The 21,986-nt window shown below is 67.7% G+C and carries 24 protein-coding genes; 9 read left to right on the top strand and 15 right to left on the bottom strand.

The window, feature by feature from the left end:
- Positions 1-51: 51 nt before the first annotated feature.
- On the bottom strand, positions 52-270 hold the full coding sequence (locus WEE69_04560; protein ID MEX1144563.1) for a hypothetical protein: 219 nt from the start codon (positions 268-270) through the stop codon (positions 52-54).
- A gap of 221 nt (positions 271-491) precedes the next feature.
- Here WEE69_04560 and WEE69_04555 point away from each other — a divergent pair, with 221 nt between their 5' ends.
- From WEE69_04555 to WEE69_04540, 4 genes are all read left to right on the top strand, one after another.
- Positions 492-1,403, top strand: a complete 912-nt coding sequence (locus tag WEE69_04555; protein MEX1144562.1) for a hypothetical protein — start codon at positions 492-494, stop codon at positions 1,401-1,403.
- Complete coding sequence (locus tag WEE69_04550; GenBank protein MEX1144561.1) at positions 1,400-1,915, top strand: hypothetical protein; 516 nt, start codon at positions 1,400-1,402, stop codon at positions 1,913-1,915. The genes WEE69_04555 and WEE69_04550 overlap by 4 nt, the downstream gene beginning before the upstream one ends.
- Positions 1,916-2,136: 221 nt before the next feature.
- On the top strand, positions 2,137-2,325 hold the full coding sequence (locus WEE69_04545) for an AbrB/MazE/SpoVT family DNA-binding domain-containing protein (protein ID MEX1144560.1): 189 nt from the start codon (positions 2,137-2,139) through the stop codon (positions 2,323-2,325).
- A complete protein-coding gene (locus WEE69_04540) occupies positions 2,322-2,732 on the top strand; it encodes a type II toxin-antitoxin system VapC family toxin (protein MEX1144559.1) in 411 nt (136 codons plus the stop codon). Before WEE69_04545 ends, WEE69_04540 begins: the two co-directional genes overlap by 4 nt.
- A 722-nt stretch (positions 2,733-3,454) precedes the next feature.
- Here WEE69_04540 and WEE69_04535 read toward each other — a convergent pair.
- A complete protein-coding gene (locus tag WEE69_04535) occupies positions 3,455-3,916 on the bottom strand; it encodes a DoxX family protein (GenBank protein MEX1144558.1) in 462 nt (153 codons plus the stop codon).
- Positions 3,917-3,954: 38 nt separating this feature from the next.
- Between WEE69_04535 and WEE69_04530 the strand changes: the two genes are divergently transcribed.
- Complete coding sequence (locus WEE69_04530; GenBank protein ID MEX1144557.1) at positions 3,955-4,488, top strand: hypothetical protein; 534 nt, start codon at positions 3,955-3,957, stop codon at positions 4,486-4,488.
- 28 nt (positions 4,489-4,516) lie between these two features.
- On the opposite strand, the gene WEE69_04525 is transcribed toward WEE69_04530, so the two are convergent.
- Positions 4,517-4,873 (bottom strand): hypothetical protein, encoded by a 357-nt coding sequence (locus tag WEE69_04525; GenBank protein ID MEX1144556.1) that lies wholly within the window; start codon positions 4,871-4,873, stop codon positions 4,517-4,519.
- Positions 4,874-5,344: 471 nt separating this feature from the next.
- Between WEE69_04525 and WEE69_04520 the strand changes: the two genes are divergently transcribed.
- On the top strand, positions 5,345-5,653 hold the full coding sequence (locus tag WEE69_04520) for a ribbon-helix-helix domain-containing protein (GenBank protein ID MEX1144555.1): 309 nt from the start codon (positions 5,345-5,347) through the stop codon (positions 5,651-5,653).
- 233 nt (positions 5,654-5,886) lie between these two features.
- Here the strand turns inward: WEE69_04520 and WEE69_04515 are convergent, their stop codons facing one another.
- Positions 5,887-6,183 (bottom strand): PadR family transcriptional regulator, encoded by a 297-nt coding sequence (locus WEE69_04515; GenBank protein ID MEX1144554.1) that lies wholly within the window; start codon positions 6,181-6,183, stop codon positions 5,887-5,889.
- A 58-nt stretch (positions 6,184-6,241) separates the two neighbouring features.
- Here WEE69_04515 and chrA point away from each other — a divergent pair, with 58 nt between their 5' ends.
- Positions 6,242-7,402, top strand: a complete 1,161-nt coding sequence (chrA, locus tag WEE69_04510; GenBank protein MEX1144553.1) for a chromate efflux transporter — start codon at positions 6,242-6,244, stop codon at positions 7,400-7,402.
- A 38-nt stretch (positions 7,403-7,440) separates the two neighbouring features.
- Here chrA and WEE69_04505 read toward each other — a convergent pair whose 3' ends face one another.
- The 5 genes from WEE69_04505 to WEE69_04485 all read right to left on the bottom strand — a co-directional run bounded on the left by WEE69_04505 (position 7,441) and on the right by WEE69_04485 (position 13,979).
- On the bottom strand, positions 7,441-7,818 hold the full coding sequence (locus tag WEE69_04505) for a hypothetical protein (GenBank protein ID MEX1144552.1): 378 nt from the start codon (positions 7,816-7,818) through the stop codon (positions 7,441-7,443).
- Positions 7,819-7,849: 31 nt separating this feature from the next.
- Positions 7,850-8,362, bottom strand: coding sequence for a hypothetical protein (locus WEE69_04500; GenBank protein ID MEX1144551.1), 513 nt, complete (start codon positions 8,360-8,362; stop codon positions 7,850-7,852).
- 612 nt (positions 8,363-8,974) lie between these two features.
- Positions 8,975-9,685, bottom strand: a complete 711-nt coding sequence (locus WEE69_04495; protein MEX1144550.1) for a hypothetical protein — start codon at positions 9,683-9,685, stop codon at positions 8,975-8,977.
- A 190-nt stretch (positions 9,686-9,875) separates the two neighbouring features.
- Positions 9,876-13,211 (bottom strand): AAA family ATPase, encoded by a 3,336-nt coding sequence (locus tag WEE69_04490; protein ID MEX1144549.1) that lies wholly within the window; start codon positions 13,209-13,211, stop codon positions 9,876-9,878.
- Between the two features lie 69 nt (positions 13,212-13,280).
- Positions 13,281-13,979, bottom strand: a complete 699-nt coding sequence (locus WEE69_04485) for a phosphotransferase (GenBank protein ID MEX1144548.1) — start codon at positions 13,977-13,979, stop codon at positions 13,281-13,283.
- Between the two features lie 351 nt (positions 13,980-14,330).
- Here WEE69_04485 and WEE69_04480 point away from each other — a divergent pair, with 351 nt between their 5' ends.
- A complete protein-coding gene (locus tag WEE69_04480; protein MEX1144547.1) occupies positions 14,331-15,266 on the top strand; it encodes a Ca2+-dependent phosphoinositide-specific phospholipase C in 936 nt (311 codons plus the stop codon).
- A gap of 11 nt (positions 15,267-15,277) precedes the next feature.
- Complete coding sequence (locus WEE69_04475) at positions 15,278-16,114, top strand: SDR family oxidoreductase (GenBank protein MEX1144546.1); 837 nt, start codon at positions 15,278-15,280, stop codon at positions 16,112-16,114.
- 35 nt (positions 16,115-16,149) lie between these two features.
- Here WEE69_04475 and WEE69_04470 read toward each other — a convergent pair whose 3' ends face one another.
- The 6 genes from WEE69_04470 to WEE69_04445 form a co-directional block, all read right to left on the bottom strand.
- Positions 16,150-17,217, bottom strand: a complete 1,068-nt coding sequence (locus tag WEE69_04470) for a CoA transferase (protein ID MEX1144545.1) — start codon at positions 17,215-17,217, stop codon at positions 16,150-16,152.
- Positions 17,214-18,281, bottom strand: coding sequence for an amidohydrolase family protein (locus WEE69_04465; protein MEX1144544.1), 1,068 nt, complete (start codon positions 18,279-18,281; stop codon positions 17,214-17,216). The genes WEE69_04470 and WEE69_04465 overlap by 4 nt, the downstream gene beginning before the upstream one ends.
- Before the next feature lie 7 nt (positions 18,282-18,288).
- Positions 18,289-19,065, bottom strand: a complete 777-nt coding sequence (locus WEE69_04460) for an SDR family oxidoreductase (GenBank protein ID MEX1144543.1) — start codon at positions 19,063-19,065, stop codon at positions 18,289-18,291.
- Between the two features lie 71 nt (positions 19,066-19,136).
- Positions 19,137-19,928, bottom strand: coding sequence for a glucose 1-dehydrogenase (locus WEE69_04455; protein ID MEX1144542.1), 792 nt, complete (start codon positions 19,926-19,928; stop codon positions 19,137-19,139).
- The gene (locus WEE69_04450) at positions 19,925-20,548 is read right to left on the bottom strand and encodes a cysteine hydrolase (protein MEX1144541.1); all 624 of its coding nucleotides are present in this window, start codon (positions 20,546-20,548) and stop codon (positions 19,925-19,927) included. The genes WEE69_04455 and WEE69_04450 overlap by 4 nt, the downstream gene beginning before the upstream one ends.
- Before the next feature lie 13 nt (positions 20,549-20,561).
- Entirely contained in the window at positions 20,562-21,869 is a 1,308-nt protein-coding gene (locus WEE69_04445) for a cytochrome P450 (GenBank protein MEX1144540.1), read from the bottom strand.
- Between the last annotated feature and the right edge of the window lie 117 nt (positions 21,870-21,986).

Below are 21,986 nucleotides of genomic sequence, written 5' to 3'. Positions count from 1 at the left end.
CGGAGCGAGCAGTCCGAGCCGGTTCTCAATCTCCACGACGTCGCGCACGATTCACCCATCGGGACCGTCCAGCAGGGTGCGCTCGTGTCGCCAGACACGGTGCCACCAGCTGGACGAGGACTCACGGAAGCCACGTCCGTCAGGGAAGGCGACCAGCTCGACTCCCTGGCGGTCGACGGGGATGATCCCGAAGAGGAGCTGCCAGAGCACCGGTGCGGCGCCCCGCCACGGCTCGGTGCCGAAGGGCGCACCATCCGTGGGGTCGGTCATGCGGACGAACGGTGCGTTTCGCAGTTGACGCCACGGATGGTCGAGACGGCCGCCCAAACCTCTGAGCGGTTGGCCCGCAAGGTCGACTCGACGGTCAGCGGCATCAACTCAATCTAAGACGGGCGTACTCGGTGGATCGCTTCGCGCTCGTCAACGGATCTGGCGCGTCGAGCTTGTAGGCGCAATAGTCCTCACCGGAGATGACAGGGGGCAGGCTCACCGTGGGACCTCGCAACACGACCTGGCGCTGCGCCGCCGTGGTGGCGGCACTTGTGATGGCCCTTGTCGCTCCGGGGCTCAGTGGCACTGCTGGCGCACAGGCCAAGCGGACCGAGGACCTTTCCGGGGGCTGGACCGCGCAGGACGGCACTCCTTGGACCTTCACCGGCGACGGCCAGGGTGGGTACACGGGCGAATACCACGGGACCGCAACCCACTCGAAGCTCGTCGGGATCGTGACGGCCACCTTCGACGGGTCCACGCTCGACGGCACCGTCCACATCCAGGAGCCGAACCAGGTCGAGGGAGGTCCGCCGACGATCGTCGACGGGACGGCGTCCTTCGCGTTCAGCCGGCGCACCCTCGCCGTCCTCAAAGGTGAGCTCGTCACTCCGACCGGCGCCTACCCCTTCACACTGACGTGTCAGAGCGGTCCTTGCGAGGAACCGCCGTGCTCATTCGTGCGCGCAGGAGATCAGGAGGCCACGAAGCAGGAGGCCGCAATCTACGACGATCTCGACTTCCTGCTGTCGACCGCGTTCCCTGGCAATGAGTGCGCCGTGGAGATCAGGAACGGGGCGCTTGGAGTGACCGGCACGCTGTCGGCTGACGCGCTCAGCAAGAATCTCGACAAGACCCTTCGCTCGCTCGAGCGTGCATTTCCGGACGCACCCGTCGCCGTGCGCAAGAGCATTGCGAAGGCCGTGGTTGTTGCGGAGGTGCTATCCGCAATCGATGCAAAGGGTCAACCTGTATTCCCTGGCGTGCGCAGCCTGGTCGATGGGCCCGCGTTCGCGCTGGTCGCCGGTGCGGCGCTGAAGCCGCCGGGCGACGCCAAAGCGGCTGACGCCCTGAGGACCCTCATCCGCGTCGTAGCGCTGAGAGACGCCGTCGCGAGCGCGCCAACGCCATGAGAAACGCGAACCGCGTCCTCATGGCGCTCGTCGTGCTGGCGCTCGGTGTCGGCGCGGGTGTGGCTGCGATGGCCGCGTCGCGCGCGCAGTCCGCCGGGCCCTTGCCGGTCACGCTCGTAGCGCCAGATGGTTGGTTCGCGAGCGCAGACGGCACCGTCATCGCGGAAGTCGAGGCCGATCTCAGCGCTGCCATTCCGTCGGGCCCGCGCGCGCAAGTCGTCGGAGTTCCGAGCACCAAGCTGGGCTTGAAGCCGCTGGTGAAGCGATTCAAGAACGCCGGAGGTTCGGATCCCGAGCTCGTCGACGGCCCGACCGATGTGACGCTTGGATCCAGAGAAAGCCTCACGGGCACCGTGATCACGTTGTCGGTAACGGTGCAAGGGGAGCGTCTCGTGCGCCGCTATGTGATTGTGAATCCGCCGGGAGAAACGCCAGCCCTCGTCGTGTTGGAGGCACCCGAAGCACAATGGACCGAAGCCGTCGACGCGCTCATGACGGCCCTGAACGAGTAGTCCCAAACCGCCGAGCTGGCGGTCGTAGGTCTTTCGACCGGTACTGAGCTGCGTTGTCTACTTGGGCGCGCGCTTGAGGCGAGGCTTGAGCTTGTCGAGCATCGCGCGGTGCCTTGACGGCACGAAGCAGCACCGTGCTCGGGTGGTATTCTTTACTTATGACAAAAATAGTAAGGAAACAGCGTCGGCGGGGAACTACCGGTATCAGTGCCAAGCATCAGGTGACGATCCCGGTTGACGCTATGCAGGCCGCGGGGCTTCGGCCCGGTGATCGTCTCCGGGCTCGCGCTGAAGGCGCCGGCCGAGTTCTGCTCGAGCGCGAAGCCGAGCCGCTCGACGAGTTCCTCGGCTTGTTCACCGGCGCGTACGACGATTTCGACCTCGACGCATTGCGCGAAGAATGGGCTTGAGTGTCTTCGACGCGGGCGTCGTGATCGCAGGGCTCGACGCGAGCGACGCCCGCCATGGTGCCGCGGCCCGAGCCCTGGGTGCCGCCCGCGACCGCGGCGACGAGTTCGTGGTCCCCGCGTCGGCGTATGCGGAGATTCTGGTGCGCCCTGCCGCTCAAGGGGAGGCGGTGGTCGCCCGCCTTGACGCTGCCCTCGACGCGTTGCCGGTTGTGGTTGCCGACGCCACGCGCGACATCGCCCGTCGCGCGGCCACCCTCCGCGCACGCCACCCGAGTTTGCGCTTGCCTGACGCGCTCGTGATCGCAACTGCAGTCGAGCTCGACGCCGACCACCTGCTGACCACCGACCGGAGATGGAAGTCGCTGCGCGGTCTCGGTCTCCGCGGCCGCCTCACGGTGGTCGCATGACCGACTTCCGCCCGGCGTAGGTGCGCGCGTCTTGCCAATGGTTTGCCAACGATCACGCCGATCCTCAGGCGCGCTGAGGCATACTGGGCAGACGACAACAGTGAGCTGATCAGCCAGAACGCAACTCCGCGCCACACCCTGGACATTGGGAGTCCGCCTGCAAAACCCTGGACGCGGGTTCGATTCCCGCCGCCGCCTCCAACGTTTGTGCTGGTCAACGCGCTCTTTCGAGTGCGCGGCCGCTCGCTCTTGCCATCGAGTTGCCAACGATTCCGTTGGCAAACGGCGCGGCACCCCGACCGAAGCGACGACAACGGGGCACGTGAGCGCACTACATAGAACGGAATAGCGCCACGTGGACGAACGTCCAGAGTTTTGAAGACCCTGGCGAGGACTTGCAGCGCCATTGAGTCGCGAGCCCGGGCGCCGTGCAAGTAGCGCTGCTTGATCAAGGCAGAGCGCTGGCCGCTCTCGTTGAGAGAGGGTTCGTAACTCGATGCACGCGGCATGCCTCCTTACGCTGCCGCGCACACACGCGCGTGTGCGCCGACGGAGGCTTGAGCCATGGGGGCAGCCGCCGCGTCTGCGCTTCGGGGGAGCTGAAGAAATCGCAACCGCGATGCGCCAAGACGATCGCGACAACTCCCCGCCGTGAACTCTGAACCCCTGGCGGACCCTGATCAGCGGGTCCACCGGCGGTCCGGTGCTGACCTGACGGTCGTTCAGTCCGTGCGGGCGTCGCCCGACTTTGGCAACCTGGCGTGCGCCCGGTGGAGGTGGTTGTCAACCGAAGAGCGACCCGGACCAACCCAGACCAGCACGAGCATGAGTACGAGCAGCGTGGGCGCGTAGATGAGATGGAAGTCTCCCCCGACGACGCGACCGGCGGTCAGCAGGGCACCGACCATGTTCAGCGCGAGGGTGCCCGCGGCAAACCGCGTGGCGAAACCAACAATCAGCAGCGCGCCACCGACGATCTCAAGGATCCCGACGAGGGGTACAGCGATGTCCGGAAGCGGAACCTCGAAACGGCGGAACTCGTCGACCTCGTGCGAGTAATCGAGGAACTTCCCAGCACCGGTGGCCACGAAGAACCCCCCGGCACCGACCCGCACAACGGTTGGGACGAACGCCGCCGCGCCCGACCAACGAGTGGATCGGGAGCGAGTGAGAAGCTCGACCATGCCCGCAGCGTACGCCGGGGGTCGTTAGGGTCTTCGTCGTGCGGTTGCGGATCGTGTCTGTCGTGCTCGTCGTGGCGAGCACTCTGGTTCTTGAGTCGTCATCCGCAACCGCGGGTACGAACGGGTGCCCGGCGAAGCCATTTGCTGGTTCGATCACGCGCAGCGAGGATTCGGCCACCGGCCAGCCAGGTGTGGGCCTCCGTGGCGATGAGGTGAAGCGGGGCTTGGCCTTCGACTTCGGGACCGCGCGCAACACCACGGCGTACCTCGCGACGTATGCGCTCGATCCCGATGACCTCGGCTCGACGATCGCGGCGCCGCAAGGCGAGGCCGTCGTGACCATCTTCTTGCGTCCCGAGACCGGCGATCTCGCACCCGGCAAGCGGCTCAAGACCCCCCGGGACGTCATCACTGTGACCGTGGACTCCGGCGGCGGCGCACACGCAACGACAGCCGGTGCGCGAGCGAAGGCACGCGTGCTCGAATTCAGTGACGACGAAGTGTGCTTTTCGATCGACTACCGCGACGACCTCCAACGGGTCAAGGGTCGCGTACACGCAGTGATCAGCTGATGCCCATTCACCGGCGCGGTGCCAGGGCTCAGCGTGGTCGAACGACCCGCCATAGTGAGGCGCCCACGATGCTCCCGTCCGCGGCGTAAGCGATCACTTGCCACTGTGCCGCCTTGGTGATCACCGGGCCGACCGCATCGTCGGACGGCTCGTCGACGCCGCCGAGGAAGACCGTGGTCTCGACGCCGCGCCACGCCCAATACGGACGGCCGCGGAGGTTCTGCACCACCAGCGTGTACTCAGTCGCGTCATCGACGGCGGCCCATGTGAAGCGGGGTCGATCACCGGCGCGCGCCGTGGCCTTCATCTTCTCCACGCCTGGCAGCTCGAGCGGGTCGAAGGCGTGCGCGGAGGGTTGCTCACCCGCGCTCGTGGGCGTGGGCATGGTCAAGACTGCTCCCGTCGCCAACACCACGACGCACAGTGTCCGGAGCCTGGATGGGACCCGGGTCATTCGTCGCCCCTTGCGAAGTACTCGGCAGCCGCGGCGGCCTCACGTGCCCACCGCGCCGTTGGCGCAGAGTCTTCGTGATCAGGTTGTGGGAGCACCCCGTGCAGTGGTGCCGTACACGATGTCGGCGAGTCCTAGTCGTTCCGCGAGTGCCGCGTCGTCGACTCGAGCATCGTCAGGTACGAGCGCGGTCAACGTCTGAAGTTGAAGCCACGCGTCGAGACAACGGCCTCCCCAGCCGCTCTCAACGTACCTCGCCGCCGGTGGCGATGTTCAGGGTTGTGATCCTGCCCATCCTCTTGTCCATCTACTCGAATCCGATGCATAGCCTGCGGCCGCACCGCGACGGCAGCCGACCCGCTTGAAGGCTGGACGCACCTTGCTCCCCACGAGTGCACCACCGAGATGAAGGAGCTTCTCGTTCGCCGAGCCGAGGACGAAGGGGTGCCGGTATCGGAAGTGATCCGTGAAGCACTCCGCCACCACCTCAAGACCAGCGAACCAGGAGCCACCCGGCGCGGGGCCCGAATCTTTGCCAATGGTTTGCCAACGAACACGCCGACATTCAGGCGCGCTGAGGCATACTGCGTGGACACCCATAGCGAGCTGATCAGCCAGAACGCAACTCAATGCCACAGCCTGGACAGTGGCATTCCGCCTGCAAAACCCTGGACGCGGGTTCGATTCCCGCCGCCGCCTCCAAGTTTCTCCTAGTCAGAGCACGTTTCCGGGTCGGTGAACCTTTGTGCCCGATAGTGGTTTGCCAATGAACTCCGCGTCACTCCGCGTCACACGCTGCGACGGAGCATTGCGCGGTGGACGCGGCGCTGAACCAGGGACGCTCAACGGCACTGCAGATCACCAGATAGACGGACGGCGCGTCTTCGCGAGACCCTGGACGCAGAGTGCATCGCACTTGCAATTGGGTTGCGCCTCCGGTTGGCACGTCAGGATTCGAGCAGTTCGGTAGCGAGCTCACGCAGAGCGGCGAGAGACTGCTCGAGGGCTCGCCGACCGCGTGCAGTGGCTCGGTAAACGCGGCGGGCGCGGCCGTCGACGACGACGGGGCGTGATCGCAGCAGTCCTTCGTATTCCATGCGGTGAAGGGTTGGATAGAGGGTTCCGGGGCTGATGCGATGGCCATGATGCGCGAGCTCGGTCCGCATCCACGCGCCGTGGACATCGTGCCGGGCGGCGTGGTGGAGGATGTGGAGTCGCACCGCGCCACGCGTGAACTCCCGCACGCTCTGATGGTAACTGCTGATATCGCAGAACGATATCGGAAACCGATATCGTCCGGGGGTGGATCGGGCCGATCGAAGCCGTGTCGCGGAGGTCGGGTGCCTGTTCGCTCGGTTGGGGTTGACCGCGTTCGGTGGTCCTGCGGCGCACGTCGCGATGATGCGGCGCGAGGTCGTCGAGCAGCGCGGCTGGGTCGACGACCAAGAGTTCCTCGATCTCGTGGGTGCGACGAACCTGATTCCGGGCCCGAACTCGACCGAGCTCGCGATCCACTTGGGCGCGCGCCGAGCCGGCGCCCGGGGTCTGGTGGTCGCGGGGGTTGCGTTCATCTTGCCTGCAGCGGTCATTGTGACCGGCCTCGCGTGGCTCTATTCCGAGTACGGGCGTTCGGCCGCATTCGTCGACTTGAGCTACGGGGTGCTGCCGGTCGTCATGGCGATCATCGGCCAGGCCCTGTGGGGACTGGCCCGCACCGCGATCAAGACACTCGCGCTGGGAACGACCACGGCCGCGGTCATGGCGCTCTACTTGGTCGGTGTCAACGAGCTGTTACTGCTCGCGGCCGGCGCGTTTGGCGGCATCCTCGTCAGTGCGTGGCGGGCGAAACCTCCAGGGGGGTCGACTGCACTCCTCGGCGCGCTCCTCGTCGCGCCCGGCGGCCTTGGAGTCCTCGTCGCGCGTGCCCGAACGACTGTGGACCCGGAGCTCGCGCGGCTCTTCTTCGTGTTCCTCAAGATCGGCAGCGTGCTCTACGGCAGCGGTTATGTGCTGCTCGCGTTCTTGCAGCGCGACCTGGTGCAGCACCTCGGATGGGTGACCAAGCAGGAGCTCCTCGACGCGGTCGCGATCGGGCAGATCACTCCCGGACCGGTGTTCACGACGGCTACGTTCCTGGGCTTCCAAGTCTCGGGCCTCCCAGGAGCTGTCGTCGCGACCGTCGGGATCTTCTTACCGTCGTTCGTCTTCGTCGCGCTGTTGACCCGCATCGTCGGGTGGGCTCGGAACACCCCCTGGGTCCGTCCCGCGCTCGACGGGGTCAACGCCGCGTCACTCGGGCTGATGGCAGGTGTGACCCTCGTCCTCGCCCGGGCTGCGTTCCCCGACGTGATCACCGTGGGAATCGGCATCGCGGCAGTGCTGGTCCTCGTGCGTTGGAACCCGAGCACGGTCTGGCTGCTCGGCGTGGGCGCGGCGATCGGGGCATTCAAGCTCGTCGCGTAGACGATCACCGAGCGATCTTCATGCGGACCCGGCGCGACTCAGTCGGGTATGAACGCCTGGAAGAACGTCGGGAACGTACCGATGAGCCCGAGCGCCACCAGCACAAGCGCGATGGTGAGCGCCCGGCGGCTTTCGTACGCTTTCGCCCTGAGCCACACGTACAGCACCGTCCAGGCGATCAGCCAGACGATGACGGCGGAGATCGTCTTGCCCGAGAGCGGACCGACGCGCACGCTCCACTCGAAGAACTTGGCGATCGACTCGCTGGCCTCGGCAAGTGTCGTGAAGATGCCCAATGCGAGCGCGCCGATGCCGGCCGCGATGATCGCCGCCGAAATCGGGCCTTCGGGCTTGTCCTCGAACTCGATCCCCGTCAACGCGGCGCCCGCAGCGCCACTTGGCGACTTGGTGGTCATCGAAGCTCCTCCTGAAATTCGGCCGGCGCGATCACTTGACTGGTGCGACCTTGGTGATGAAGGCACCAAAGGCGCCCGCGACGAGCGCACACGCAAACGACAGCACGAACAGCGTCATCGCGGTGCGGCGGACCCGATCGTGACGGATCAGGTTCGTCCCGTAGTACACGACGATGAACGCCACCGCCGTGGCCAGGATCGGGCTGATCCAGGCGATGTGTTCCTTCCATTCCATTCCGAAGTCATGCCAATCGGCCGTCGAGGCGTCGGCTAACAGCGTGGACCTCGGACTGGATGGAATGTCCTCCCGGTACCACGGGTATACGACCCAAGAACCGGTGATCACCGTGCCCCACGCGGCCGCGGCCATCGCGACGACACCGAACCTCAGCCGGCGCATGCGCTCTTGCACCCCCGCGGCCGTCACGAGATCGGGGCGCAAGCTGTAGAGACCAGCGAACCCACCCGCGAACGCCAGCAGGAAGAGTGCGCCGAATCCCATCCCGTGGATCAGCGCCCACCATTCCCGAGTCGTGAAACTCATCCAGTCCCTCCCCAACGGTGACGACGATCATGCCGCTCCCCATCTTCCCCCAAGGCTGGCGGGAGCGGACTCTCGCACAGACAATCCAGCGCTCGACCTTGTGAGGCTCGGCGCGACGTGTCGGAACTTGCCAACGGTTTGCCAACGAACACGCCGATGCTCAGGCGCGCTGAGGCATACTGGATAGACAGTCGCAGTGAGCTGATCAGCCAGAACGTGACTCAGGTGCATGGCCTGGACGGTTGCATTCCGCCTGCAAAACCCTGGACGCGGGTTCGATTCCCGCCGCCGCCTCACATTCTTGCTGGTCAGGGCACACTTTGGAGATGGGTCCCGTCGAGCGCGCCGACGGTTTGCCAACGAACTCCGCGTCACACGCAGCGCGACCTTTCCTCGTCGGGAAGGTGCCCTGAGCACAGCTTGCTCAAGGCAGAGAGGCAGGTCAGCCGGTGCCCCGCAGCTGCCAGAAAGTCGGTGACCCGACCCTTCTTGTCGACAGCCCCCAAAGGTGCGACGACACCGACAACGACCGCGATCGTCACCGCGAGCACCCACCCGACCCGACTGCGACCCGCACGTCAGTTCGCTTCCTTGCCGAAGTCGCCGCTCGGTCTATTTCGGCGCGCGCTTGAGGCGGGGCTTGAGCTTGTCGAGGATCTCGTACATCTTCGTCTGGTCGAAGGCGATCACGCTCGTCTCGGCTGGATCAAAGCCGCGGCTTTGACCGAGGGTGCCGAAGATCACGAGGATCTCGGCGCGGCCCTGCCGGATCGCCACGAACACAAGCGTGCCCGGGGTTGGCCCGAATGAAGTCTGGGCGATGAAGGACACCCGGAAAGCAGCGGTGGAGCTTCCGTAGCGCTTGACCGGGACCGGCTCCGCCGTCACCGCCGAATTGAGTGGGTTGGCGGCGATGTTCAGCTGCGCGAAACAACTCGGGAACTGCGGATCCGAGGCGAACGCAAAATCCGCAGCAGCCATGGCCTTGGTCTTCAAGATCGTCACAATCGAGGAGATGCTCTCCTTCGGATGCAGCTCATCGGGAACCAGTTCTGCCGGGCTGTCGAACTGCAGACCCGCGACGTCGGCGGTGACCACCCGATCCGTCGGATCCGGTACCGGCGTGCCGACACACTGGGCGAGCGCGACCCGAGCCGAGTCCTCGGCGCCAGCCGAGGCCGGAGCACCGGCCAGAACTGGCTGCGAGTCGTACCCGCTGCCCACGTCGGCTTTCGTGAGTAACAACTTCTTAGCCGCGCTCTTGTCCGATGCCCCCGCAGGAGTCGCGAACGCTCCAACCAACCCGAGCGACAGCACCACCATCGACGTGGTCGCGCGCCCGACACACACGCGGATTCGACGGTTCATCAGTGCCCCACCTCTTCCTGCACCGTCCAGCACCTGGACTCAGGGAAGAGGCGAAGGGCTCAAGTCGAGAGCTGGGTCCAGGCCACAGAACTCGAACTCGGCGTCGCTCCCCAAGAGCAGCGAACGACTCGACGATACACCACCGTCAGGCGAGAAGGGCACTCGCCCGGGGGACGACACCTGACGGACCGTCCATGCCCAGCTCGGTGCCGAGCGCGAGCGCGTGCTCGGCGAGCGGGCGTGCCCGCTCGGCGTCGCCCCGGCCGTCGAGCACGCGGGCCCAGTCGAGCGTGCACCGTGCTTCGTATGCGCGCGCGCCAGCGCGCTCGCACAGCTCGATCGCCTTCGCGAAGTGCGTGTCGGCAGCGTCGTCGTCACCCAAGGTGGCGGCAGCCATTGCGAGTCCGAGGTCGTTGGCGTCGGCGATCGTGCCGCCCGTCCAGTTGAAGTAGCCGCTGAAGGGCGCAAGATGCTCGTAGATCGAGCGCACGATCGCGGCGTCGGGCTTGATCCGGTACGAGATTCGCCCCAGGCCACACACCACGACGGGAAACGTGATGTCGGGCGGAGTCCCGGCGCAGTCGTCGTCGGCCAGGGCATGGAAGTGCGGACGGGCTTCATCGACCCGGTCGCTCTCAACGAGCGCACCCGCGAGCGCCACCCGCCATACGGGCGCGCCGGGTGATTCCACCACTCGCTGGGCGAGCAGCTCGGTCAACTCACCGACGCGGCCCTGACACAACCGAATCATGTAGAGCTGCGCGCCGAGCACGGCCATGATCACGTCGTCGGGGAAGTCGGCGACGCGCGTCGCTTCCGCGCATTCGAGCGCGAGCGCCTCGGCACGCTCGAGGTTCCCGGCAAACGCTTCCGAGCACGTTTCGTCGCTCAGCAGGTATGCACGCTGCGCGGGCTCTCGCAGCCGCTCAGCGATCGGACGCGCCAAGGTGAGGCGGCGATCCATCTCAGCCCGGTCACCACGGACGCCAGCCGCAAACGCCTTCACGCGATGCACATACACGGCCGCCGATGCGTTGTCGGTCGCGGTTGCAATGGTCTCGGCTTCGTCGAGCAAGAGTTCGAGCTCGCCCCAGAAGGGGCGCGACCCGTCCACCAGGGTCCAACCGCGCGCCAACGCGAGTGTGAGCGCCTGCGCGTCCTGCGTTGCGCGGGCCATCTCGAGGGCTTCGCGTGCAAGCGCGCGACGGCGCTCGGACTGCGGGGTCCATTGCAGCTCCATCGCGAGGGTCGAGAGGATCTGCGCGCGGATCGGCGACGGCTCCTCCGGAAGGCGCTCGAGGGCCTCTTCGAGCAGCGCGACGAACTCGTCGTCGGCGAAACCCATCCGCGACGAGTTCATCGAGTGCTCAGTGATTGACACCACGGCCGTCGCGAAGCGTTCCGGATCATCGAGATTACGCGCGGCATCTGCGGCCTGGTTGCGGACGTTGGCGCGCCGGTCGTCGCCGCCGGCCGCGAGCGAACGAGCCCAGGTGATCAGCAGGTCGCAGCGCGCCACCGGATCGGGTGACTCGAGCAGCTCGGTCGAGCCGAGCGCGCGCTCGAAGTGGCGGGCTGCCGCCTCGAACGCGAGCTCGGACATTGCCCGCTCGCCGGCCCGCCGTGCGTAGTCGACTGCCTTGGTCGCATCACCGGCGAGCGCGCCTTCGCCGTAGTGATGCGCGAGCTCGTCGAGGTGATCTTCGATGTTGGCGGCGTGGCGCGCCTCGATCGCCTGACCGACGCGCAAGTGCATGCGAACCCGCTGGGTGGTGGTGAGCTCCTCGTAGAGCGCCGCGCGCATCAACGCGTGCGAGAACGAGTACTGCCCGACCACTCCTGGGACCTCCCGGATGATCGCGGCACGCGTGGCTTCGTCGAGCGCGTCGAAGAGCTCTTCTCCCGTGGGGCCATCGGCGCCCTGGATCGTCGGGATGTCGAAGGTCGGTCCGATCACCGCGCCGAGCACGAGCGCCTGGTTGGCCGTCTCCGACAAGCGCGACAGGCGACGCCCGACGACTTCGCGGATCCCCTCCGGGATGCTCATGTCGCCGAGCGCGACGTTGGTGGTCCAGCGGCCGTCGCGCTGCACGATGGCGCCCGTCTCGGCGAGGTGCAACAGGACCTCGCCGACGAAGAACGGGTTGCCTTCGGTCTCGTCGACGAGTGCCTGGGCAAGTGCGAGCGCGTCCTCGCCGAGCTCGTGGCCGGCGGTCGCGGTCATCAGCGCGCTCACGTCGTCGGCGTCGAGACCGTGGAGATCGAGCCGTTCGACGCCCGCCTCGCGGCGCAGGTCGGCGAGCACGTCGCTGAGCGGGTGCGAGCGGTCGAGGTCGGTGTCGCGGTACGTGGCGATCACCAGCAGTCGCAGCGGCGCGTTGGCGCGCAGGAGGTGGCGGAGCAGGAGGAGCGAGGGCTTGTCGGCCCAGTGCACGTCGTCGAGCACGAGGATGATCGGCGCGGCAACCGACATCTCTCCGAGCAGATCGACCACGCTCTCGAACAGGCGGTGGCGCTCCGCTTCGGGCTCACCTTGGAGCGGCTCGGCGAGACCGGGCACGCGTGCCGCAAGGTCGGGCACGATGCGCGTGAGCTCGCCGCCCAGGGGACCGACCTCGGCGCGCAGCCGCTCGGGTGCCACCGAGGCGATGTACTGGCGCAGCGCTTCGGCGAACGGCTCGTAGGGGATCCCGAGCTCCTCGTCGCAGCGGCCCCACAGCACGGTTGCGCCGCGATCGTGCGCGGTGAGGCACAGCTCGGTGATGAGGCGCGTCTTGCCGATGCCCGGCTCTCCCGATACCAGCACCACGCGTCGGGAGCCCTCGGCGCTCTCCTTCCATAGCGTGGTGACCCGCTCGAGCTCAGTGCTACGACCCGAGAACGGGAACGACGCCGCCACTTCCAGGAACGCCGGCAGCGGCACGGTGACTTCGGAACCGCTCCGCTCCCAGACCGCTTCGCACACGACGAGCGGCTCGGTGAGGCCCTTGAGCTCGCGCGGCCCGAGCGTCTCGAGCGCGATTTCGTGGCGCGTGCCCGCGAGCGCACGCACGAGGTCACTGACGAGTATCTGACCGCCTGCTGCGGCCGCGCACAGACGAGACGCCTCCACCACGGGCGTGCCGAACCAGTCGCCGTCCTCGTACGCCGCGTCCCCCACACTCACGCCGACGCGCATCTCGAGGGCGCCGTCGGTGAGCCGCCGGTTGTGGCGTTCCACGGCGCGCTGCATCGCGACCGCGCCGCCGAGCGCGTCGGACGCGCTCGCGAACGACGCCATCAATGCGTCGCCGATGGTCTTGATCTCGATGCCACCCGTGGAAGCCAGTGCCTCACGCAGGTGGGAGAAGTGGTCGCGGCGTAGGGCATCGGCGGCCACGTCGCCCTGCTTGGTGGCGAGCTCGGTGGACCCCACCAGGTCGGTGAAGAGAATCGCGACGAGGCCCGAACCTCCCGTAGCCCGATCGCCGCCCGCCGCCACACGGCAACCCTAGAGGTCGGCGACGGCACCTGTCCGCGGTCGTGGGAGCAGATCAGTAGCGCGAGTGCGTCAGCGCAGCCGGCGCTCTTCGCGCTCGACGATGCGGAACATCGCGTCGACCTCGCCGGGGCGAACGTTGCGATCCTTGGCCCGTTCTTCGGCGACGGGTCGGAGGAAGGGCACGATCGTGTGTCGGTCGAACTCGCGGATCACTCGGGACGCGAAGTAGCGCTGGAGCGGCGCGCCGAGCCGGGCAACGAAACCCTGGTCGGAGGTGTCGGATGCCGCCACGATGAGCCACGTCTGGGCAAGATCGGTCTCGGGATGCCCGCGCTGCGCGTTCGGCCAGTCGATGAGCACCGGGCCGCTCGGCCCGTAGAGAACGTTGAGCGGATGGAGGTCGAGGTGCACGATGCGATCGCCACCACCGGGGTGCTGAGGGAGCCAGCTCGGCGCGTGGAGGTCGTGCAGCCGGCGATGCAGGTCGGCGAGCACCTTCGCGTGGCGTGCGAGTGTCCAGGGACGGCGGGAGATGACGTCGAGCATGTTGCCGCCGTCGATGCGCTCCATCACGATCTCCGTGCCATTCGCGTGGACCTCGCGGATCTTCGGTACCGGGAACCCCAAGGCGCCGACGTGCTCCATGATGCGGGCCTCGTGCTCGATGTTGCGACCGTCGCGCGGCCGTCGGAGCACCAACCCAGGTCCGAACTCGAAGACGTCACCGTCGCGCCCGCTGGCGAGCAACGGCAGCGGTTCCGACGGCATCAGGGCTCAGTGTTCCATGCTCGGCAACGCGGCGACGGCGCGCGCAATGATGGCCGACGCCACCTGACTTGGGAGCCGCAGGGACCAACATCGAGGGCATGGTCCGGTCGATCAATGCGCGGATGATCAAGTCGAGGAGACCACGCTCATCCAGTAGGCGGCGCAGATCGGCGGGTTGCCGCGACTACGTTCGGGCGCGGCCGAAGGATCGGATTGTCTGGCAAGGGGTGGCATCACTTGAAGCGGTGGCGCTGCCGACGGGGGGCGGTGCTGGCGCTCGCGCTGGTCGCGGCGTGTAGCTCGAGCACATCGACGCCGGTACGACGCCGCGGTCCGTATCCCCTTGACGACGTGCTGCGCCTGAACCAGGTGCAGGTCCTGGGCACGCACAACAGCTACCACCGACGCCCGTCGTCGGGCGTCCCCGGTGCGTGGAGCAACTACGCGCACCCGGAGCTCGAGGTGCAGCTCGACGAGCAGGGGATCCGCAGCGTCGAGCTCGACATCTCGAACACCGACGGATTCAGCGTGGGGCACGACCCGTACTTCGACGACCGTTCGAACTGCAGTCCGCTCGCGGCGTGCCTGCGGCGGCTGAGACGTTGGTCTGACCAGCATCCCGGCCACATCCCGATCGTCATCCTGCTGGAGCCCAAGGACCCGAGTCCCGTGTTCGACCCGGTGCGCGACGCGTGGGACGAGCGCGCGTTCAACCGACTCGACAAGGCGGTGCGGTCGGTGCTCCATCCGGACGATCTCGTGACGCCCGACGACGTGCGTGGCAACGAATCCACGTTGCGTGAGGCAGTCGTGAACAAAGGTTGGCCGACCCTCGACGCGGTGCGGGGCAAGTTCGTGGTCGTGCTCAACCGCATCGCGCTGCGACGGGAGTACCTCGACGGCAACCCGTCCCTCGAGGGGCGGGCCATGTTCGTGCCGGCCTATGAGAACGCACCATCGGCGGCGTTCATCGAGCACGACCAACCGGTGGAAGCCGAGATCCGTCGCTTGGTTGAGAAGGGCTTCATCGTCCGCACGAGAGCCGACGCCGACGGCGTCGAAGTGCGTGCCGAAGACCAGTCTCGGAGTGACGCCGCCATCCACAGCGGTGCGCAGATCGTGAGCACCGACTATCCCGTGCCGGACGTCACGATCTCGGATTACGTCGTACGCCTTCCGAACCAGCGCACATTGCGGTGCAACCCGATCAACGCGCCATCTCGGTGTGACACGTCGGACATCGAGAACGCACGCGGCCTGCGGCGAGGTCGGGGCGCTGCGGGCTAGCGTCGACTCCCGTGCCGGTCGCACTCGTCACCGGAGCGAGCCGCGGGATTGGTAAGTCGTGCGCGCTCTACCTCGCCGAAGCTGGCTTCGATGTGGCACTCGGCGCTCGAACCCTCGTGGAGGGTGAGGCACGCGAGCACTCGTCAACGATCCAGCGCTCCGACATGCGTCCCTTGCCCGGGAGCTTGGAGACGACTGCAGCACTGGTCCAAGAACGAGGCCGCCGCGCGCTTCCGGTGTTCCTGGACCTGCTTGCCCGGCCCACGCTCGAGGACGCGGTCGCCAGTGTGCTCGATGAGTGGGGCGCGATCGACGTGCTCGTGAACAACGGTCGATACATCGGGCCGGGACACATGGACCGCTTCCTCGACACGCCGATCGAGCTGCTCGAGAAGCAGATCGAGGCCAACGTGATCGCGCCGATGGTGCTCGCGCAGTTCGTGCTCCCACAGATGATCGAGCGCGGCAAGGGGGTGATCGTCGACATCACGTCTGCTGCCGGTTACGGCGACCCGCCGGCGCCGCCGGGCGAGGGTGGGTGGGGGATGGGCTACGGCGTCTCGAAGGGTGCGTTCCACCGAATCGCCGGCGTGCTCGCGGTCGAGCTCGCGCCGCTGGGCATTCGCGCGTACAACGTGCAACCCGGCTTCGTGGCGACCGAGCGCATGGCGATGGACATGGGGGAGTTCGGGTTCGACGCGTCGCTGGGCGCGCCACCCGATGTGGTGGGCGCGGTGGTTGCATGGTTGGTCACAGATCCTGAAGCCGAAGGTATGAACGGCGTCAACATCGAAGCCCAGGACTTCTGCCGCGAGCGCGGGCTGGTGCCGGGCTGGGGCGAAGACTGAGCGTTCCTCAAAGACGAATCAGGTGACGGTGGGGCTCAGTCGGCGAATCCCTCGGTGTGCTCGCCGACCCCCGGGAGTGGCCCGCTGCGGCGCGCCGGGTTGACGCTGAGGGTCGCGGGGAGTGCGATCACCTCGGTGCCACTGGCGTCGGCAACGATGCCGCGCGCTTGGATCTGTGGGTGCTGCACCATCTCCTCGGGCGTGAGCACGAGCGAGACGGGTGCACCGGCACCTCGTAACCGGGCAAACGCGTCGTCAGCGCTGAGCTTGGCGATGGCTGCTTCCACGTCGGCGTTCACGTCCTCCGTGCGCGCGAGGCGCTCGAGGAACGGGAGACCTACGAGCTCGTCGAGCTCGAGCGCGGTGCAGATGCCGTCGAAGAGGTGCTGCTCGCCCAGCGGCGCGAGCGCGATGAAACGGTCGTCAGCAGTCCGGAACACCCCGTACCCGGGATGACCGCCGGTCGAGTGTTCGGACCCCTCGACCCGCACCGCGGTGTTCGGTCCGATCCACCACGCGATGGCGTCGGCCATCGCAACGTCGATGCGCTCGCCTTCGCCGGAGAGGTGACGCCGACCCCAGGCTGCGCACACCAGCAACGCTGCGAGTGTGCCGGCCTCGAGGTCCGCCGCGGGCAGGCGCGGGATCTCGGGTGTGCCGACGTCGTTCGGACGTGGCGCGACGGCGCCGCCGAGGGCCTGGTAGTTGAGGTCATGTCCCGCGACGTCGTGCCACGGACCGGTCTGGCCGTATCCCGAGATCGAGCAGTAGATGATCCCTGGGTTCTGACCGCGCAGCGCGTCGTAGCCGAGACCGAGCCGCTCGGCGACACCGGGTCGCCACGCCTCGCAGAACACGTCGGCTTTCGCAGCGAGCTCGAGCGCGCGAGCGCGGCCGTCGTCGGACTTCAGGTCGAGCTCGATGCTGCGCTTGTGCCGGGCGAGACCGGCGAAGATGTCGGGGTACGCGCGCATCGGGTCGCCGCCCGGTGGCTCGATCTTGAGCACCTGCGCACCGAGGTCGGCGAGGATCTGCGTGGCGTGGGGCATCGGTCGCCACCACGACGGGTCGAGCACCTTCATCCCGTCGAGCAGTCCGCTCATGTGGGGCTCTCCACTCCCGCGAAGCGGTCGTCAAGTCGGTAGAACTGCAACGGCGTGTCCCAGAGCACCGCCTGGAGGTCGGCTTCCGGCACGCCCTCGGTCTTCTCGAGGAACTCGTCGACCGCGTCAGGGAACGCGGCGTCTGGATGAGGGAAGTCACTCGCCCAGAGCACGTGGTCGGCGCCGACCCGGCTGATCACGAACGGCGCGAGCACGTCCTCGGGATCTGACGAGATGGTGCACTGCCGCGCGAAGTATTCGCTCGGACGCATCGAGAGCTCGGTGCACTCGGTGTCGTGCATCCACTCGTGGTGGTCATCGAGGCGGGCCAACCAGTAGGGGAGCCAACCGGTGCCCGACTCCAGGAAGGCGACCTGGAGCTCGGGGTGCCGCTCGCACACGCCACCAAGCAGGATCGCGACCGCCGCGGTCATTTGCTCGAGCGGGTGCGAGCACATGTGACGCGCTGCGAAGCCCGTGAACCGGTCGGAACCGATCGTGCGACCGGCGCGCACGCCGAGTGCCTCGTGCACCGCGAGCACACCGCCGGTCTCCTCGAGCGCGTGGTACAGCGGTGCCCACGACTCGGCGTCGAGGTACTCCTCGTCGAGATGGTTCGGTCGCACCGTCACGCCGACGAGGTCGAGCTCGGCGGCGCGTCGGGCCTCCTCCGCGGCAGCGACCGGGTCGCGCGGGACGATGGCCACCGCCGCCAGCCGGTGCGGGTCGGTGGCGCAGTACCCGGCTATCCAGTCGTTGTACGAGCGGCACGCCGCCGCCGACGCGTCGGCGTCGAGCTCGGGCATATAGGGGACGAACAGTCCGATCGAGGGGTACAAGACCGCGCCGTCGATGCCCTGCGCGTCCATTGCCCGCAGATAGGAAGGTGCGTCGAAGCCGTGGTCGAGCTGGTCGCGCAGCTTCTCGATGTCGCCGCACATCTGGATCGGCGTGGTGGTCGGAAGGTCGTAGATCGGTGTCCCGGCTGGCACGAAGTCGGCGAACACGTCACCGGCCTCGACCACGTGCCCGTCGGCGTCGAGCACCCGCATCCCGTTGTGCATGCGTGACTCAGACGATGCGGCGAGCCGCGAGGCCGCCGTCGAGGGGGACCACGGCGCCGCTCAGATAGGTGGACTGGTCGGACGCGAGGAACACGGCCGCGTCGCAGACCTCCTCTGGGTCGCCGAGTCGCTTCATCGGCATGCCCGCTGCCACCTGGGCGCGCAGCTTGTCGGGGTCGGGCGCCTTGCCCGAATGCTTCATGAACAGCCCGGTCGTTGTCGCCGACGGTGCCAGCATGTTCACGCGCACGTTGTCGGGAGCGTGCTCGATCGCCGCCTGCTTGCACAGGTTGAGGAGCGCGCCCTTGGCTGCGCAGTACGCCGGGTGGCCGGGCGCCACGATTAACCCGAGTGTCGAGCCCATGGCGATCACCGAGCCGCCACCGCCCTTGACCATGCGTGGGATCGCGGCCTTCATGCAGAGGAACGGACCCTTCAGGTCGATGTCGAGGACCTGCTGCCATTCCTCGTCGGACAGGTCGACCACCGGCACGAGGCTCTCGATTGCGGCCGAGCACACGAGCACGCCGATCCGAGGTCCGAGGCGCGCGGCCTCGTCGACCATCGCGTTCACCTCGGCGCTCTTGGTGACATCGCAGGCCACGGCGACGGCATTGCCGCCATCGGCGACGATGGCGTCGGCGACGACCTTCGCGCCGGGCTCGTCGATGTCGGCCACGACGACGGTGGCGCCCTCGCGAGCGAAGCGACGACAGATCACGTCGCCGAGGCCCGACGCACCGCCGACCACGATCGCCACCCGATCCGCGAGCTGTTGCGTCACCTTGATTGCTCCGCTCCCACTCCGCTACTTCGGCTCACTACGTTCACTCCATCCGCTCCGTTCGCTACGCACTAGCGGTACACCGCCAATCCTCCGTCGGCCGGGATCACCGCTCCGGACACGTACGACGACAGATCGCTCGCCAGGAACAACGCGATGCGGGCCACGTCATCCGCGGTACCCAGCCGCCGCACCGGGATGCTGCGCTTGAGCCCCTCGACGAACTCCTGGGCGCCCGGGGTCTTGTCGAGCACCTTGCGGAACCGCGGCGTGTCGATGGATCCGGGCGCGATGACGTTGGCTCGCACCGCGGGCCCGTACTCGACCGCGATCTGCTTGGTGAGCACGGCGAGCCCGGCCTTGGCCGCGCCGTAGGCGGCGTAGCCCTCCGAGCCGATGAGCCCCAGCGTGGATGCGGTGTTGATGATGCTCCCGCCGTCACCGGTGAGCAGATGGGGCAACGCCTTGCGGCACGCCCAGAAGATCGCGGAGAGGTTGGTGGCGATCGTGAGATCCCAGTCGTCCTCGGTGCAGTCAACGAGGCGGCCGGACATCTGGACCGCTGCATTGTTGTAGAGCACGTCGAGGCGGCCGTAGCGCTCCATCGTGGTGTCGACCATCGCGTCCACTTCGGCGCGCACGGACACATCGGCGTGCACGGCGACACCTTCGGAGTCCTGCTCCTCGAGCATCTTCACGGTCTCCGCCGCGCCGTCGTCGTTGAAGTCGGCGACGATCACCTTTGCACCCTGCGCACCGAAGAGCAGCGCCGCGGCGCGCCCCTGGCCTGACGCCGCGCCCGTGATGAGCGCGACCTTGTCGGCGAGGAGGCCGGAGAAGTCGAGGCCGGCGGCGATGGTCATGAGGCCCACACTGCCACGATCTCATCGCTCGTGGCACGAGTGGCGAGGGCCGAGAGCGTGTTGTCCACGACCGCTTGGGCGTACGCGGCGGGGATGCCCGCGACGGCGTCGGTGACGACAACGACGTCGTAGCCGCGGTCGACGGCGCCCATCACCATGCCGAGGATGCCGACGTTCACCGACACGCCGGTGGCGATCACCGTGCGCACCCCGAGGTTGCGCAGCGTCGGGTCGAGATCGGTGCCGGGGAAGGGTGTGAGCCCGTGGCGACGCGAGCAGATGACGTCGGACGGCTCGGGCCCGAGCTCGGGCACCAGCGCGGCCGCACTGCTTCCGGGGAGGAGGTGTGGGTCGCGCTTCGCGAGCATGCGCAGGAACGGTGCGTTGGCCACGGCGCCGGTGCGATCGGCACGAGCCTCGAACGTGCAATGCACGACGTGCGTCCCCGCAGCACGCGCTGCGTGCACAACCTTCGCGGTGTTCGTGACCACGTTGGCCGCGGTCGCAGCGTCGGCGAGCTCACGCAGCGGCGACTCGGCACCCACCACACCGCGTTGGAGCTCCATCGTGAGCACCGCCGTATGAGACGGATCGATCAGCGCAGCAAGGTCGACGGGCATGCAGCAGTCGAGGCTATCGACGGCGAAAGCGGACGTGCACCGGGTGCTGCGCCCGGGCGATGCCGCCGATCTGGCGACGCCGTGGCTCGGGTGTCCCGTCGAGTTCGAGGTCGTACGTTTCGAGGAGCGTGCGCACTGCGATGCGAATCGCCGAGATCGAAAAGCGCGCGGCCGGGCACGAGTGTGGGCCGTGGCCGAACGTGCTCACGAGCTCCTTGGTGGCGACCAGCACCTCGGGCAGGAGTCGTCGCCGGTCGTCATAGTGAGCGGGGTCGAAGTGCTCGAGGCCTGGCGCGGCGGTGCAGTTGTTCACGCTCAGCATCGTGGTGAGGAACGCGCCCGGGCCGAGCTCGTACGTGCGGTCCCCATCGTCGACCTCGATCGGGGTCAGGACCTCGCGCAGCGTGATCGATCGCTGGGCCATGCGGATCGATTCGTTGGCGCACGCCTCGAGCAGCGAGTCGTCACCCGAGCGGATGCGCTCGGCGTGGTCCGCGTTGGAGACCACGTTCAGCACCGTCCACGCCAGCGCGGCGTAGAGATTCGACTGCGCGCCGGTGTGCAGCATGATCACGTCGCGTGCTGTGCCCACGAGCGCGTCGTCCCTCGGGAGGTCGGCATATGACGCCCCGATCTGCTCGAGGAAGTCCCCGCGGAGGGTGCCCGCGCGTTCACGTGCGGTCCAGATCTCGGCGATGACGCGTTCGATACCGTGCATCGCGCGCCGCTCTCGGGCTCGCCGCGTCGCCCAGGTCCGGAACGCCTGCGCCGGGCGCACGAACGCCTCACTCGAATCGATGGCGTCGAACCGCGGGACGAGACGGTCGAGGTAGAGCGGCGAGGCCGCCTCCACGTCGGCCCATGACGCGAACCCGAGTCGGTGCCCAAGTCGGCGCGCCTGGGCGAACGCCTCGAACGTGCCCGCGGCCCCGAGCTCGTCGACCTCGTGGTTGACCGCGACCTCCAGGTTGCCGAGGTATCCCTCGACGCGTTGGTTGCCGAACAGATGGTGCGGCGAGTTCCGGCGACCGACGAGCAGCTCGGGTGGGAGCTTGAACCCGATGAGGCGGTAGGTGGCGAGTCCGAAGCTGGCTTGCTGTTCCGGCACGTCGTAGAGGCGGCGCACTCCTTCGGGAGGGAACACGCAGAACATGCGGAACCCGAACGCGTCGACGACGAAGGTGTCGCCGTGCCGTTGGCGGGCACAGGTGAAGAACTCGGTCGGGTTCCGCAGCAGCGCGGCGCCGGCGCCGACCCACGGGACCGGCCCGGTGACGCGCGGCGGCATCGGATCCACGACGACCTCGCGCGCCCGCCGCACGAGCGGAGCGTAGACGCCGTTCGTGCTGGACGTCCGGGCCATGGGTCGAGCGGCACCGCCTCGACGAGTGCCGGTACGCTGCCTGCGCAGCCGTAACCCGTCGAGACCGGGAGGGGA

The organism is Acidimicrobiia bacterium (assembly GCA_040881685.1).
Lineage (GTDB): Bacteria > Actinomycetota > Acidimicrobiia > IMCC26256 > PALSA-555 > SHVJ01.
Note: the sequence above shows the minus strand (reverse complement) of the source record. Positions and strands in the feature narration are given on the sequence as shown.

What these genes read in the sequence shown, in the direction of transcription:
- WEE69_04560 (MEX1144563.1), bottom strand. Translation starts at nt 270, where the DNA reads ATGACCGACCCCACGGATGGTGCGCCCTTCGGCACCGAGCCGTGGCGG.
- WEE69_04550 (MEX1144561.1), top strand. Translation starts at nt 1,400, where the DNA reads ATGAGAAACGCGAACCGCGTCCTCATGGCGCTCGTCGTGCTGGCGCTC.
- WEE69_04535 (MEX1144558.1), bottom strand. Translation starts at nt 3,916, where the DNA reads ATGGTCGAGCTTCTCACTCGCTCCCGATCCACTCGTTGGTCGGGCGCG.
- WEE69_04525 (MEX1144556.1), bottom strand. Translation starts at nt 4,873, where the DNA reads ATGCCCACGCCCACGAGCGCGGGTGAGCAACCCTCCGCGCACGCCTTC.
- WEE69_04520 (MEX1144555.1), top strand. Translation starts at nt 5,345, where the DNA reads ATGAAGGAGCTTCTCGTTCGCCGAGCCGAGGACGAAGGGGTGCCGGTA.
- WEE69_04505 (MEX1144552.1), bottom strand. Translation starts at nt 7,818, where the DNA reads ATGACCACCAAGTCGCCAAGTGGCGCTGCGGGCGCCGCGTTGACGGGG.
- WEE69_04500 (MEX1144551.1), bottom strand. Translation starts at nt 8,362, where the DNA reads ATGAGTTTCACGACTCGGGAATGGTGGGCGCTGATCCACGGGATGGGA.
- WEE69_04495 (MEX1144550.1), bottom strand. Translation starts at nt 9,685, where the DNA reads ATGGTGGTGCTGTCGCTCGGGTTGGTTGGAGCGTTCGCGACTCCTGCG.
- WEE69_04485 (MEX1144548.1), bottom strand. Translation starts at nt 13,979, where the DNA reads ATGCCGTCGGAACCGCTGCCGTTGCTCGCCAGCGGGCGCGACGGTGAC.
- WEE69_04470 (MEX1144545.1), bottom strand. Translation starts at nt 17,217, where the DNA reads ATGAGCGGACTGCTCGACGGGATGAAGGTGCTCGACCCGTCGTGGTGG.
- WEE69_04465 (MEX1144544.1), bottom strand. Translation starts at nt 18,281, where the DNA reads ATGCACAACGGGATGCGGGTGCTCGACGCCGACGGGCACGTGGTCGAG.
- WEE69_04455 (MEX1144542.1), bottom strand. Translation starts at nt 19,928, where the DNA reads ATGACCATCGCCGCCGGCCTCGACTTCTCCGGCCTCCTCGCCGACAAG.
- WEE69_04450 (MEX1144541.1), bottom strand. Translation starts at nt 20,548, where the DNA reads ATGCCCGTCGACCTTGCTGCGCTGATCGATCCGTCTCATACGGCGGTG.